Here is a 13,746-nt window from a genome sequence, read left to right as displayed (position 1 = left end):
GGACCTCTCGTCTGTCGACATCGTCACGGTCGGTCTTCAAATGGATCCCCCTCGCCCGCATAGTCTTCCGCAGAACCTGGCACTTCGGTGACCAGCAGGATCTGCGTCCCCGTGTCGACGACGCTGGCGCCAGTCTCCGTGAACGCGAGCGGAATGGCAGTTGCACCATCCTCAAGCGGATCGTAGACCCGGGCGGTGTTGCCGGTGACCACGTTGTAGATGTCCAGGTCCTCTCCGTCTGCAAGGAGATAGGCCATCACTCCGCCCACGCCGAGAAGTGTGGGTTCTGCTTCGAGGTCCACGGACCAGAGTTCCCCGCCTGCGGAGTCGAATCCGGCGAGTTCATCCTCGCGGATCGCGACCCAGGTCTCGGACATCGCATCGAACATCGCGTCATCCAGGCCGCCGCTGAGGGGCTCGCCGTCGGTGAGGTCCCATAGGTCAAAACCATCCTCCGATGAGCCGATGAGGGCGCTGCCAGGGGGAAGCCGGTTCGTCGCCGGACTGACCGGGACTTCCCCTTCAGCGGCGGTCGCGGCGCTCGGTGACGCCGCGCGCCACAGCTCGCCGGAACGTCCGCTGGCGAAGGCGGCGAGCTCTCCATCGTCGGCGATGACCGTCGTTCCGAAGAACTCCCCGATGACCTCGGCGCCCTCCGGGCTGCGTTCTCCGGTGGCGGCGTCCAGGGCGACTCGCTGTCCGGTGCCGCCCAGTGGTTCGTCACCGCGTTCGGCAAAGACCAGCCCAGGGCCTTGATGCGGTCCGGGGACCTCCACTGGACCCCAGACTTCCTCCCCGGTGTTCAAGTCATAGGCCGTCGCGGTGGTGGTCCCGAATGAATCACCAGACCCGGTCGGGTCGGCGAGATCGGTGAGCACCGCGAGAGACCGGTCACCCGCGCTCGTCAGGGCGAAGCCGGAGCAGCTCAACGGGCGTTCTGCGGTCCACAGCACGGTCCCATCGGCGGACACGGCGCTGAACACCAGTCTGCCGTCCTGCTCGCCGGGGGCGAGAAAGACGCCGTCGTGAACCTGCGGGGGAGTGTCCCACTGGGGATCCACACTGACGAGACCTGTCAGGCTCACTGGGAGGTGGATGGCGTCAAGGTCAGCTTCCTCGGCCGATGACTGCACCTGGACTGGGTCTGCATCGATGTCGACCGGCGGCGCCGCTGGTTCATGCTCCACGGAGGCTTCCTGGTTCGGTTCAGTCGAACAGGCTCCCAGGGTCAGTGCGAGGACACCGAGGAGTGCAGCTGCCCGAGGCTGTGGGCGACCACGGTGACCGGCGCTCATCGCAGTGTCTCCTTCCGGGTGTCTGGAGCGCGCTCCTGAGCGCGGACGCTGGAGCGACGGTTCACCGCCCAGACGAGAAGGATGGCTGCTGAGATCCCGAGGATCAGAAGGATGTCTGCCACCGGCCCGGAGACCGAGGAGCTCATCGCCTGCAGCCACCCCTGGGTTTCACTGGGGACCAGGGAGGGCGCGGTCACCAGGCCGTTGGTGGTCCAGAACAGGACTCCGACGCCGGCGATCAGGGCACCTGCGATCACGGAGGTGGTGTGGAGCTGACGCCCGAGCACGGTGAAGCCACGTCCGCGGATGAACCTCATCGAACGGGTGCCGATGCGTCCCCAGAGTGCGGCAAGAATGATCAAGGGCACCACCATTCCGGCGCCGTAGACGGCGAGCATGAGACCCGCCAGCGGGACGCTTCCCTGAGCCACAGCCAGGGTGAGGATCGCTCCCAGGATCGGTCCGGCGCAGAAGCCTGCCACGCCGCTCGCAGCGCCGAGCAGGAAGGTGCGGACCAGACCTTTTCTGGTGTGGGCCTGCTGCTGCAGCCGCTGAGTCCCTGGCAGCGCCTTGGAGAAGTCGAAGCCCAGGCCGACCATCTGGGCCAGACCCAGGAGGATGAGGATCACCGAGGTCCCCACGATCAGCGCCTGACGGTGGTCGATGAACAGGGTGCCGACCGCGCCCAGTCCCAGTCCCAGCGGGACCAGCGTGAGGATGAGGCCCAGGTAGAAGATAGACCCGTGGACCAGCAGCTTGAGTCGTGCTCCGACGGTGGAGGCGAAGAACGCTGGCAGCAACAAGGCGCTGCACGGGCTCAACAGCGCCAGCATTCCTCCGAGGAATGCGGTGACCAGGCTGATCTCCATCAGCGGTCCTGTGCCAGTGCGTCATCGACGGCGGTGACGAAGACCTCGGTGGGCTGGGCGCCGATGATCGGTTCCCCCGCCACGATGAAGGCCGGTGTGGAGTACGCTCCGATGTCGAGGCCCTCCTGCGCATTGGCGGCGATCTGCTCGGTGACCTCAGGGGAGTTCATGTCCTCTTGGAACTGCGCGGTATCGAGTCCCGCCTGCTCGGCGAGATCCAGCAGACCCTCATCGGTGAGCCCGGACTCGGGAAGCGTCTCCCCATCTGCGAAGAGCAGCCCGTGGTATTCGGTGAATGCGTCCTGCATCGCCGCTGCGTAGGTGGCCCGGGCCGCGCGTTCGGAGGCTTCGCCGAAGACGTTGACGTCGCGCCACTCGATGCGCAGATCGCCCTCCTCGACGTACTCCATCATCGTGGGCAGCGTCTGGTCGTGCCAGGCCGCGCAGAAGGGGCACTGGGCGTCGGTGAACATCACGATCGCCACTGGAGCGTCCGCGGGACCGACCGCCAGAAGGTCCTCGGGATCTCGGCGTTCGATGTCGCTCATATCTGACTGCTCAGGCTGGGCGCCTTCCTCAGGCACGGCGACCGGCCCCTGACCTTGGGACTCGCCTTCCACACCACTCTGTTCCGTGCCATCCTGCGTCGACTCAGGAGTGTCGTCGCCGATGCTCTGCCAGATCACGAAGCCGATGAGCGCGGCGGCGATGATGATCACGAACAGCGGCAGCAGGGTGTTCTTTCTTGAGCGGGTTTTCGGTTCTGCGGGCAAGGGGTGGGACATCGTGGCCTTTCAAGGACGGACAATCTACTACGGACCATAGTAACTACGAAACATAGTAACTATGCAAGATAGTCGATCTGCGGCATAGTGGTCCCATGACTTCCCTCTCGATCCGACTTGCCCGCTGGAAGGCGTCCACCGCGCTCGCGGTCCAGGCCCTGCGCTCCTGGACGCCCCGGCAGATCATCATTGCCGCGATCGCCGCCGTCGTCGTCGGCCTGCTGGTGGGAGTCGCGACCGTGCTGATTCCCAACTCGTTCTTCGCCCGGGAGATCCCGCCGGTGTGGTGGAACTACCCGGTGTGGATTCTGACCTCGGTGCTCAGCGGCATGCTCATGGCCACCTATGTGCGGACGTCGAGTCCGGTGGAGTCCGGGTCGGAGGATGATCCGGCGACCGCCGAGGCGCAGGACGGCATCTCGCCCGCCGAGGATCGGCGCAGCAGCCGTTTCGGAATGATCGGCATGGTGCTGGCCTGGTTCGCAGTGGGCTGCCCGGTCTGCAACAAGATCGCACTCGTCGCCCTCGGATACTCTGGAGCCATCACCTACTTCACACCGCTCCAGCCGATTCTCGCGCTCGGCGCCATGCTGCTCACCGGCGTCGCGCTGATCTGGCGACTCAAGGGGCAGGTCGCCTGCACCGTGCGCCCGCGGAAGGACCTGGTCAACACATGAGCGAAGAACGCCCGCCCGGGACGCCCGCCGAACGACTCGGCCCCTTGGAGCAGCAGGTCATGGACCTGCTCTGGGACCACTCCGGGCACACCGTCCGTGAGGTCATGGACCAGCTGCCCAGCCGCCCGGCCTACACCACCATCGCCACCGTGATGGGCAACCTCGAACGCAAAGCTCTGGTGGCGCCGACCCGCGTGGGACGCTCCGTGCGCTACCTCCCGCAGCGGACCCGCGAGGAACACACCGCAGGCCTGATGCGCCACGCACTGGGCGTCAGCAGAGACAGAACCGCCTCCATCCTGCATTTCGTGGACACCATGCCGGACGAGGAGCGAGATCTGCTGCGCGCCTATCTCGCTGGTGAGAATTCCCAGGACTCACCGTGAACCCCCTGCTGCTCTCCCTGCTCATGGTCTTCGCGGTGCTCGCCGCAGCCGTGCTGGGTCGTCCGCTGATCCGCGCCGCGGCACCGGCGCTGATCCGGTTCCCACGCCTGGCTGTGCTGGGTCTCGGGGCGAGCCTGGTGCTCTGGCTGACATCGGTGATGGCGGCTGGACTGTTCCTGGCCTGGGCGCTGACCGGACCCAGCCCGCTGCCCGCCCCGGTTGCGGAGGTCTGCCAGCGCTGCCTGGAGGCGTCGAACCCCTTCTCCACCGGCTTTGCGATGGAGACCGGCATCCCCACAGCCGCGTTCCTCTTCGCGCCCGCTGCTGCGGTGCTGCTCGTCGCGGCACTGGGTCTGCGGGCTGCGGCCAAGCGGAAGTCCTTGCTGCGCGAGACCTGCCGCTCCCTGCTGCCAGTGGGACGACGCCAGGTCATCGACGGTCATCTGGTCACCGTGGTCGAAGATCCCCACCCCTCGGCGTTCGCGCTGGGCAGGGACCGCTGGGGCATCGTCGTCTCCACGGGCCTGCTCGCGGCGCTGAACGATCAGCAGCTGCGCGCTGTCCTCGCCCACGAGGCGGCGCATCTGCGTGAACGCCACCACCTGGTCCTGGACTTCATCGGCAGCATCACCGGACCCCTGCGCTGGGTGCCCTTCGCGGGCGCCATCGCGGACGCGGTGCCGCACTACCTGGAGGTCTCGGCGGACAACGCGGCCCAGCGCCGCGCAGGCACCCGGGCGCTCGCCTCGGCCCTGCTGGTCATGGGGGAGGCGAGCAGCGCCCAGCGCACCGCCAGCAGCCAGACAGGAGCGCAGCGCATGATGCTGGCAGCGGGACCGGAGCGCGTGCGCCAGCTGATCTCCCCGGTGAGCCCCCGCCAGGGGATACTGGGGGCGGTCGCGATGACCGCGATCATGGCGGTGCTGATCGTCACCAGCGCCACCGCCCACGGCGCCGCGCTGGCCGCCGTCGTCTCGGGATGCGTCATCTGAGAACCGAGAACGTGCCGACCCCGCCAGGGGTCGGTGAACTGTGAGTCGAAGGAGCAGGCCATGAGCTACACCCACACCACGACAGTCCCGATGCCCTATACCCAGGCGGTGGAGGCCACCCGCGCGGCACTGGCCGAGCAGGGCTTCGGGATCCTCACCGAGATCGACGTCAAAGCCACCTTCACCAAGAAGCTCGGCGCCGAGTCCGGTGAGGCGGTCGGAGACTACATCATCCTGGGCGCCTGCAACCCCACGCTGGCCAGCAAGGCGCTGGCGGCAGAGCCCGAGCTCGGGGCGCTGCTGCCCTGCAACGTGGTGGTCCGCCGCGGCGCCACCGAGGACCACGCGACCATCGACGCGATCGACCCGCAGACCATGGTCCAGCTCAGCGACTCAGCCGCGGTCCGAGAGGTGGCCGAGGACGCTGAGCAGCGCCTGCGCGCAGCCTTGGACGCGATCAGCGCCGCCGCGAAGGACTGAACGCAGAAACTGACCGCAGGAGTGGTCGCAGGGCTCAGCCTCGCCGTGGGCTGAGCTCCGCGCCCTGACTGCTGCGAGGACGCGTGGTGGAATACCAGCCGGCAAAGAGCAGCACCAGCAGGCTGATGTCCACGGCGTCTCCGCCGTAGTACATCAGCTGCGCACCGGCCTGCGCGTCACCGGGTGCCACACCCTCGGGCGGGTGCGCATAGAGCCACTTGGCCAGGATGGAATGCGCCGCGATGAACAGGATCAGCACTGTCGACCGCATCGGCATCGACGCCCGGTGCGGGTCCGGATCGACGCCCACCAGCGAGGCTGTGAACACATAGCCGGCCATGAAGATGTGCAGATGCACCAGCGCATAGGCCACCGGGGAGACGTGCATGACCTGGAACAGGTCCGTGGTGTAGAGCAGCCAGAGTCCGCCCGCGTTCAGCACGCCCGCGACCACCGGATGGGTGAGCACCCGTCCGCCGGGACTGCGCAGGACCCGGGTCAACCCTCGGGCGGCATGCACCGGAAGCGCGCGCAGGGTGAGGGTGACCGGTGCGCTGAAGACCAGCAGCAGCGGGGCGATCATGCCCAGCAGCAGGTGCCCGGCCATATGCGCGGTGAAGCTGGTGTGCGCCGCGGTGGCGACAGGCCCGAGCAGCCCGGTGGCCGCGCAGCCCAGCCCGAGGTAGAACAACACGCTGCGGTGCAACGGCCAGGGAGTACGTCGGCGGGAGGCCCAGAGTGCCGCGGCATGACCCAGCGCCGCGGTGAGCAGCATGAGAACGACGACGACGTCGAGCGCGGCCCAGACCGAGGGGTCCGCCGGCGCGAGACCCGTCGGAGCACCGAGGTGATCCTCCTGGTGACCCATCAGCGGCTCATCGGCTTGTCCGTCCCGACGTTCAGGCCGGGACCGCGGCTGGACGGGTGCGGCGCAGCATGACCAGACCGATCACCAGCAGCACCACCGCGGAGCCGATCCAGGTCAGGTCATAGACGAACAGGTCCACCCCGTAGCGGATCTGGTGGATCCCGAGCAGCTTGTGGAAGACCACCCCGTCGAACAGCTGGAACGCTCCCACCCCGGCAAGCACCGCCCCGGCCCAGCGCTTCCACGCGACCTCGGTCCGGCGTCGCACATCGGCGAGCAGGAACAGGCCCCAGACGGTGATGAACCAGCCGAAGGCGTGGAAGAAGCCATCGGCAGTCAGGGCCACCTCCGTGGTGGAGAGGTCGTAGAAGTGATGCCACTGCAGCGCCAGGTGAAAGATGAACAGGTCGATGATCGAGGCCGCGATCCCGGACCCGAACAGCACCCCCGAGAGCACCGTTCGCCGGTCCAGCTGCGCCTTCGGATCTGTACTCACAGGGCCCAGCCTAGACCTCCACGTCACCTGGGTTCTACGACGATCGCGGCGGCCGAAGCGGGAGAACGTCTGACGGGCTGGCGGATGATGGTGCGCAGCTTCTCAGGCGCGACCCTGCGCGGGTCGCTGAGATAGACCTCGTGGTGCTTACCCGTGGGTTCAAGACCATGGCTCGGCATGAATTCGCTGTGCATCGGTTCGATGGTCCTGGGCTCCTCATCGAAGGGGCCCACGTGCAGGGTCTGTACGCAGTGGCCCTCGGTGAGGGCCTCCAGGCGGACGGCGTCCAGGCGTGCGGGGGAGGACCTCGCCCGGACCGCGGTGACCGCATGGGCGAACATCTCTTGGTCGATCCACTCAGGAACCAGGAGCATCAGCGTCCACTGCCACTTCGACTTGTCCCGCGCGCTGGTGAACACCGACATGTCCTCGGCCCACCACAGGCCTTCCAGCGGCGGGACCACATAGTCGCGCTCAAGCTCGCGCTTGCTGGAGAACTTCAGCGCAAAGGCCAGCGGATACAGCGCCTCCAGCGAGCCCGCGTACTCGGGCGAGGTGTTCGGGTCACCGTGGCCGTCGATCATCAGGTACTGCATCTCGGGCAGCTCGAGGACCTGGTGCATTCCGGGCCTGGCCCGATAGCTGGGCAGCGTCTTCTTGAAGTGGATCTTCTCGATCATGACGGCTGTCGGGTTGACCACACGGCGAGACCGATGAGCGCAGGCTGGAAGGAGAGCCGCACCAGGTGTCTGCGGGAACGACTCAGGCTCCAGCGTCGTCGTCCTTCTGGTCTGCGAAGTCGGACTGATCCGGCACACGGGCCGCGGCGATTCCGGTGTCCCACCCGGGAGCGTCTCCCCCCTCCGGCGGAGCGAGCCGACCGGCATCGATTCCGGAGGACTGGAGGAGCCAGGAGATCAGCGAGTTGGAGTTCCACATGTCTCCGATCCCATAGATGTCGCGCCCCCAGGTCAGCTGCGGGGTCGTGGGGATTCGTCCGATCAGCGCGTCGACTTCGCCGGGAGCGAGCAGGAAGCGAACCGGCGGGCCGATCGCCCAGTCTCGATCGGGTATGGATCCGCCCTTCCAGCATCGGATCTCATAACGAAAGAAGCGGGAGGCGCCCAACCAACGGATACCGACAGGCCCCTGGCCCACCACGCCGCGAGGTCCGGAGGGCTGGCCCCATACCGGAGTCATCTCGATCACGTACTTGCTGGTGCCGTCGAACACCTCGAGCGCGGCATGGAACAACCGACAGGCTCGACGGCGGGCCCTGAGTGCGCGCAGCGACTCCCACCACCTGCTTGTATGGACGACTACGTGCCCACCGGCGCCTACCGGAATCCACCACAGGTCGAGGTGAGGGCCGGTCATGGCCGGACGGGCCCTGTGGTCAGGCTCCGTGACGAGAGTGCCATATCTGTAGGATAAACGTCCCCACAGCACCCGCTCCAGAGCCCGGTTCGCCGAATCCAGAACCGGGTGCCCTGCGCCGCCGCCCCTGGTCGCAGCCAGGTCGCGGGGAAGGCTTGGCGTGTGAACATCCACGGTGGGTGGGCCCTGTCGGGATCGAACCGACGACAACCGCGGTGTAAACGCGGTGCTCTACCAGCTGAGCTAAAGGCCCGTGCCCAGTCACCGCCGTGACGGCGCGATCTGGTGCAGCAAGAAGTGTAGCAACCTGTGCGTGAGGCTCAGGACCGCCCGCGGGACTGGTTCAGCCGGGTCTGCTCGGCGGCGTAGAGCGCCGCCCCGACGATCCCGGCGTTGTTCTGCAGCGCGGCGACCTCGACCTTCGCCCGCAGGTCCTTGATCTCGGGCAGGAAATCCTCGCTGCGCTTTGAGATCCCCCCGCCGATGATGAACAGCTCGGGCGACTGCAGCCGCTCCACATGCTTGAGGAACCGGTTCAGCAGCTGGCCGTATTCATTCCAGGGCATGTCGGTGCGCTCACGCGCCGCGGCGGAGGCCTTCTTCTCCGCCACCTCGCCCTCGAACTCCAGGTGACCCATCTCGCTGTTGGGGACCAGCACGCCGTCGTGCACCAGGGCTGACCCGATGCCGGTGCCCAGGGTGATCGTCATGACCGTGCCCTCGAGCCCCTTGCCCGCGCCGTAACGGGCCTCGGCCAGACCGGCGCCGTCGGCGTCGTTCAGGGTGTGGATCTGCCCGGGCAGGTGGCGCAGCAGCTTCGCGGCGTCGGTGTTGATCCAGGACTGATCGATGTTCGCCGCAGAGAGCACGATGTTCTTGTCCACGATCGCCGGGAACAGCACGCCGACGGACAGCTCTTCCAGCGCCGGGGCCTTCTCCCGGCTGAGCAGCTCATCGAGGATCTGACCGATCACCTCGGCCACCGCCTCCGGGGTCGCAGGCTTCGGGGTCGGGATCCGGAACCGTTCACCGGTCAGGGTGCCCTTGTGCAGGTTGACCAGACCGCCCTTGATCCCGGTGCCGCCCACATCGATGCCGATGGCCCGCTTGGGAAGATCCGTGATGGTCTCGCTGGCGGAACCGAGGGACTGGGCAGCCAGTGGCTGCTCGTGAGAAGAGCTCATAGTGGTGCAGTATCTCCGTGCTGTGGGGGAGGGGACCGGACTCAGGAGCCCGAAGGCAGCGTGAGGATCTCGGCGCCGTCATCGGTGACGACCAGAGTGTGCTCGAACTGCGCGGTGCGCTTCCGGTCGCGGGTCACGGCTGTCCAGCCGTCCTCCCACATGTCCCAGTGGCGCGTGCCCAGGGTGAGCATCGGTTCGATGGTGAACACCATTCCCGGCTCCATCAGGCGCGCGTGGTCCGGTGCCGCATCGAAGTGCGGGATCACCAGGCCGGTGTGGAACGCCTTGCCCACGCCGTGGCCGATGAACTCGCGTACGACACCATAGCCGAAACGCCTCGCATAGGACTCGATGGCGCGACCGATCACATTGATCGGCCGGCCCGGCTTCACCGCCCGGATGGCACGCATCATCGCTTCCTCGGTGCGTTCGACCAGCAGCCGGGTCTCCTCATCGACCTCGCCGACGAAGAACGTGCGGTTGTGGTCCCCGTGCACGCCGTCGATATAGGCGGTGATGTCGAGGTTCACGATGTCACCCTCGGCGAGCACTGTGGAATCCGGGATGCCGTGGCAGATGACCTCGTTGACCGAGGTGCAGATGGCCTTGGGGAACCCGCGGTAGGACAGGCAGGACGGGTAGGCCCCACGGTCGGTCAGGTACTGGTGCGCGTAGGCGTCAAGCTCCTCGGTGGTGACCCCGGGGCGGATCAGCTCGGAGGTCGCGACCATGGCGTCGGCGGCGAGCTGGGCCGCCCGTCGGATCCGCTCGACGGTCTCGGCGTCGTAGACGTCTTCACCGGTGTACTCCGGCGGGGCCTCGAGGCCCACGTAGTTGGGCCGATCGATGTGCGCCGGGACCGGACGTTGAGGGGACACCGTGCCCTTGGTGAGCGTGCCCACGGGGGCACGGGAAGACAGGGGAGCGGACTGCGGGGTAGCCATGAGGTTCATCCTATCGGTCTGCTGCTGCCCGGGGCTCGGGCTGCAGCTGGGGTCGCGGCCGCAGCTGCAGCGCCAGCGCCAGCGCCGCGATGCCCACGATCACGCTGATCGCAACCGGCAGCGAGGACCCCTGGGTCATCACTCCGATGGCCGGGGAGAGGCTGAGCATCACCGCGCGCATCGCCCAGCTGATCCAGGTCACCCCGCTGTGCGCGGGCAGTCCCGGCACCCGGTCCGCCCGGGCGAAGGCCAGCGGCACGGTCACCGCGCAGCCCAGACCGGCCACTGCCAAGCCGACCAGGGTCAGCGCGACACCCGGTGCCCAGGCGGCGCCGAGCAGACCGATGATCACCGCCGAGAGGCTCAGGATCAGCGAGGTCCGTTCCCCGAGCCGGTCGATCACCCGGTCACCGATCATCCGCCCGATGAACTGGGCGGCAAGCAGCACGGTGAGTCCGACGCCGGCCGAGGCCGCGTCCATGCCGCGTTCGGTCGAGAGCAGCACGGCGGACCAGTTGTTGCCCACGTCTTCGACCGAGATCCCGGCCAGCGCGATCAGCGCAAGCGGCAGCAGGATCTTGACTGTGGACCACCCGGAGGGCCTGACCGGGGGCTCTGCGTCCTCCGGTTCCGCGTCAGGTTCGGGCATGAACGCGCGTGCTGAGAGTGTCATCGAGGCCACACAGATCAGCGCCCACACCGCCATATGGGTGGCCAGCGGCACGCCGAGCACCGCGGCCAGGATACCGACGGCGCCGCCGAGAGCAGCGCCGATGCTCCAGCCCGCGTGCATCGAGTTCAACAGCGACCGTCGATACGCCGTCTGGACACGCAGCCCCTGGGAGTTCTGCGACACATCCACCGCGGCATCGCCGAAGCCCGTGATCAGCAGGCCCGCCACCGCCACCCAGGGGTTGCCCAGCGCCACCCCGGCCGCGGCGAGGGTCAGTCCACCGCCCATCAAGAGGGTGCCGAAGCTCGCGGTGCGCGCGACTCCGAGCCACCGGTTGATCACCCCGGGCATGTGCAGCGCCAGTGCGCCGCCCAGCCCGAAGCCCACCACCACGAGTCCAAAGATCGCCGGGCTCAGCTCCAATTCGTCCTTGACCTCGGCGTAGCGGGCCAACAGCGAGGCAGGGAGGGCCCCATTGGTGGCGAAGGCGGCCATGGTCGCGGCCCGGCTGCGCCGCAGAGAGGGGGCGCGCCGTCGTCGTGCTGATCCAGAGGTCGCCGTCGGCGGGGTGCTCTCGTGCATGGGCAGAAGTCTGACACGCTGCCGCCGCGCTGAACTTCAGGATGTGTCAGCCGAGGCCGGGGCGTATTCTGGGGCCATGAGCACCGAATACTGGTTCAACGTCCGCACCGGCCAGGTCGAGGAGGGCGCGCAGTCCTCCTGGAGTCAGCTGCTGGGCCCCTATCCCACCCGCGAAGCCGCCTCCGAGGCGCTCAAACGCGTGCAGGAGAACAACGAGGCCTGGGATGAAGAGACCGAGAAGCACGAGAAGCGCTGACCGTCAGAACTGACCGCCGACGCCGGCCCTCGATCCACCTGGGTGGCCAGCTCGGCGGGCAGCATCTCCGGTCGATCTGAGTCGTCACCATGCGCCCCGGAGACTGCAGCTGTCTGTGGTGCTCCAAGAGACCCCGGGGCGCATGTTCTGACGTCGATGGTTCGGTCCTGGGTCGGCGGCTCAGGTGAACTTAGGTGCGCGCCGCTGCTTGCTCTGCGCCTCGAACGCGGCAGCGATCCGGAAGCCGGACGCCTCATCATACGGGCGGGTTACGAGCTCGATGCCGGCGGGGATGCCGTCCTCGGTGAATCCTGCTGGCACTGTCACCGACGGCAGAAGCGCCTGGGAGGCGATCAGCGTGTTCGTCGGGAAGCTCAGCACGGTCCACTCATCGCGTTCTGTGTTTGAGGGCGCAGGAACTCGAGTTACCGGGTAGGTGAGTGCATCCAGTGAATTCTGTGCCATCACGTCCAGAATCACCCGCGTGAACTCCTCCCGCACGACGAACCGGCGGGAGTAGTCTGGGTCGTCTTCGGGCTGTTCAGGGCCTTCGACAAGTGCTTCGAGCAAGTCAAGCTGCTTGTGGTACCTGCCCTCAGCGACGATGTCCGCGATCCGCAGGTGGTTGAGTGGCTCACGCTCCCGCAGATAGACGTCGACGTCGTGGCGCGAACACGCCACATACTGACTGGTGTCGATCAGATAGTCCATGAGATTGGGAATCTGGACGTCGACGACCTCGGCCCCAGCGTCCTCCAGATCCTCGACCGCTTTCCGCATGAGCAGATTCATGGCTGCTCCGCGCGGATCAGATTCGTCACCCAGAGCGTTGGTGACCAGTCCCACCCGCGCATTCTGCATGCCACCGTTCACCGACTCCAGGTAGGAGGTCGGCGGATTCCCGACTGTCGCGGAGACGGAGAAGGGGTCGCCGTTGTCATAGCCCGCCATAGCGTCGAAGATCGCGACCGCGTCTTCAACCGACCGTGCAAGCGGCCCGACGGTGTCTTGGAAAGCGACGAGGAATCCGGTGCCGGTGCGTGGTACGACCCCTGGAGTGGAACGTATGCCAACGAGATTGCAGAAGGAGGCCGGGATTCGGACGGATCCGCCACAGTCGGTTCCGAGTCCGGCGACAGCCAGGTTGGCCGCGACCGCTGCCGCAGATCCAGCACTGGAACCGCCGGGATCGTGATCCAGGGCGTATGGATTCTTGGTCTCGCCGCTGACCGAAGAGTAGGACCACCAGGAGGTCGCGAAGTCTGGAAGGGTGGATTTCGAGAGGATGACAGCCCCAGCCTCTCTCAACCTGGCAACAGCGACAGCGTCTTTCTCGGGACGGAAGCCCAAGAGGGCCTCGCTTCCACACGTCGTATCCATCTCCGCAGTATCGATGTTGTCCTTCACCACAATGACAACTCCGTGCAGCGGACCTGCAAGGGTGTTCGTGCTTCTCAGGTGTTCGTCGAGCTCTTCGGCCCGAGTGAGGGCGAAATCATTGGTGGTGATGATCGAGTTCAGGCTTGGTCCAGAACGGTCAATCGCTTCTATCTGGTCTAAGTAGTGCCGTACGACATCTTGGACCTTGATGTCCCCTGAGGAGTAAGCATCGAGCAGTTGAGGAATTGAGATTTCGTGCAGCGAGAAAGAATCTTCCGTGGACATCGATCGGGCTCCTTAGAAGTGGGAAGTGTCGCGAGTGCGTCGTCGAGGTGCAGGCGAGGATGAGACTCTCTGCCCCATGTGAGGTCTAGCACACCACCCAACAGCCTACCCAGGACGCGGTTGTTTCTTCGCAGAGGAGTGCCGATGGCTGTCCGGTGCACGCCACGAGTCTAGGATCAGGAGTTCCGTGGGGAGCGGGCAGGTGGAGCTCGCGGGT

At 66.7% G+C, this 13,746-nt stretch carries 16 protein-coding genes and 1 tRNA gene; 5 read left to right on the top strand and 12 right to left on the bottom strand.

Annotated features, from left to right (window positions below; translation table 11 throughout):
* Positions 1–23: 23 nt before the first annotated feature.
* From LTI14_RS07730 to LTI14_RS07720, 3 genes are read right to left on the bottom strand one after another with little or no spacing between them, the layout of a single operon-like run.
* Entirely contained in the window at positions 24–1,295 is a 1,272-nt protein-coding gene (locus tag LTI14_RS07730; protein WP_241464644.1) for a hypothetical protein, read from the bottom strand.
* Positions 1,292–2,164 (bottom strand): cytochrome c biogenesis CcdA family protein, encoded by an 873-nt coding sequence (locus LTI14_RS07725; RefSeq protein WP_241464645.1) that lies wholly within the window; start codon positions 2,162–2,164, stop codon positions 1,292–1,294. The genes LTI14_RS07730 and LTI14_RS07725 overlap by 4 nt, the downstream gene beginning before the upstream one ends.
* Positions 2,164–2,949, bottom strand: coding sequence for a DsbA family protein (locus tag LTI14_RS07720; protein WP_241476174.1), 786 nt, complete (start codon positions 2,947–2,949; stop codon positions 2,164–2,166). The genes LTI14_RS07725 and LTI14_RS07720 overlap by 1 nt, the downstream gene beginning before the upstream one ends.
* A 95-nt stretch (positions 2,950–3,044) precedes the next feature.
* Between LTI14_RS07720 and LTI14_RS07715 the strand changes: the two genes are divergently transcribed.
* The 4 genes from LTI14_RS07715 to LTI14_RS07700 are packed head-to-tail and all read left to right on the top strand — an operon-like array spanning position 3,045 to position 5,484.
* Positions 3,045–3,626 (top strand): hypothetical protein, encoded by a 582-nt coding sequence (locus LTI14_RS07715; RefSeq protein ID WP_241464647.1) that lies wholly within the window; start codon positions 3,045–3,047, stop codon positions 3,624–3,626.
* Positions 3,623–4,012, top strand: a complete 390-nt coding sequence (locus tag LTI14_RS07710) for a BlaI/MecI/CopY family transcriptional regulator (RefSeq protein ID WP_241464648.1) — start codon at positions 3,623–3,625, stop codon at positions 4,010–4,012. The genes LTI14_RS07715 and LTI14_RS07710 overlap by 4 nt, the downstream gene beginning before the upstream one ends.
* Positions 4,009–5,004 (top strand): M56 family metallopeptidase, encoded by a 996-nt coding sequence (locus tag LTI14_RS07705; RefSeq protein ID WP_241476173.1) that lies wholly within the window; start codon positions 4,009–4,011, stop codon positions 5,002–5,004. The genes LTI14_RS07710 and LTI14_RS07705 overlap by 4 nt, the downstream gene beginning before the upstream one ends.
* 60 nt (positions 5,005–5,064) lie before the next feature.
* Positions 5,065–5,484 carry a DUF302 domain-containing protein gene (locus tag LTI14_RS07700; protein WP_241469486.1) on the top strand — a complete coding sequence of 140 codons (420 nt, stop codon included), beginning with the start codon at positions 5,065–5,067 and terminating at the stop codon, positions 5,482–5,484.
* Between the two features lie 34 nt (positions 5,485–5,518).
* Here LTI14_RS07700 and LTI14_RS07695 read toward each other — a convergent pair whose 3' ends face one another.
* The 8 genes from LTI14_RS07695 to LTI14_RS07660 all read right to left on the bottom strand — a co-directional run bounded on the left by LTI14_RS07695 (position 5,519) and on the right by LTI14_RS07660 (position 11,608).
* Positions 5,519–6,352: a cytochrome c oxidase assembly protein gene (locus tag LTI14_RS07695; protein ID WP_241476172.1), complete on the bottom strand. Its 834-nt coding sequence runs from the start codon at positions 6,350–6,352 to the stop codon at positions 5,519–5,521.
* A 31-nt stretch (positions 6,353–6,383) separates the two neighbouring features.
* Entirely contained in the window at positions 6,384–6,848 is a 465-nt protein-coding gene (locus LTI14_RS07690; protein ID WP_241464652.1) for a DUF2243 domain-containing protein, read from the bottom strand.
* 23 nt (positions 6,849–6,871) lie between these two features.
* Complete coding sequence (locus tag LTI14_RS07685; RefSeq protein WP_241476171.1) at positions 6,872–7,528, bottom strand: GyrI-like domain-containing protein; 657 nt, start codon at positions 7,526–7,528, stop codon at positions 6,872–6,874.
* An 82-nt stretch (positions 7,529–7,610) separates the two neighbouring features.
* The gene (locus tag LTI14_RS07680; protein WP_241476170.1) at positions 7,611–8,102 is read right to left on the bottom strand and encodes a hypothetical protein; all 492 of its coding nucleotides are present in this window, start codon (positions 8,100–8,102) and stop codon (positions 7,611–7,613) included.
* Positions 8,103–8,405: 303 nt separating this feature from the next.
* Positions 8,406–8,478: transfer RNA gene (locus tag LTI14_RS07675), tRNA-Val, on the bottom strand.
* Between the two features lie 67 nt (positions 8,479–8,545).
* Entirely contained in the window at positions 8,546–9,409 is an 864-nt protein-coding gene (ppgK, locus tag LTI14_RS07670) for a polyphosphate--glucose phosphotransferase (RefSeq protein WP_241464655.1), read from the bottom strand.
* A gap of 41 nt (positions 9,410–9,450) precedes the next feature.
* Positions 9,451–10,353 (bottom strand): type I methionyl aminopeptidase, encoded by a 903-nt coding sequence (map, locus tag LTI14_RS07665; protein WP_241464656.1) that lies wholly within the window; start codon positions 10,351–10,353, stop codon positions 9,451–9,453.
* A 10-nt stretch (positions 10,354–10,363) separates the two neighbouring features.
* A complete protein-coding gene (locus tag LTI14_RS07660) occupies positions 10,364–11,608 on the bottom strand; it encodes an MFS transporter (protein WP_241476169.1) in 1,245 nt (414 codons plus the stop codon).
* A 76-nt stretch (positions 11,609–11,684) separates the two neighbouring features.
* On the opposite strand from LTI14_RS07660, the gene LTI14_RS07655 reads away from it, so the two are divergent.
* Positions 11,685–11,864: an SPOR domain-containing protein gene (locus tag LTI14_RS07655; RefSeq protein WP_241464658.1), complete on the top strand. Its 180-nt coding sequence runs from the start codon at positions 11,685–11,687 to the stop codon at positions 11,862–11,864.
* 180 nt (positions 11,865–12,044) lie between these two features.
* Here LTI14_RS07655 and LTI14_RS07650 read toward each other — a convergent pair whose 3' ends face one another.
* Positions 12,045–13,529 (bottom strand): amidase, encoded by a 1,485-nt coding sequence (locus LTI14_RS07650; RefSeq protein ID WP_241476168.1) that lies wholly within the window; start codon positions 13,527–13,529, stop codon positions 12,045–12,047.
* Between the last annotated feature and the right edge of the window lie 217 nt (positions 13,530–13,746).

It is taken from the genome of Nesterenkonia sp. YGD6 (assembly GCF_022565895.1).
GTDB lineage: Bacteria > Actinomycetota > Actinomycetes > Actinomycetales > Micrococcaceae > Nesterenkonia.
The sequence above is the reverse complement of the archived record's forward strand: the minus strand, read 5'-3'. Positions and strand labels throughout refer to the sequence as shown.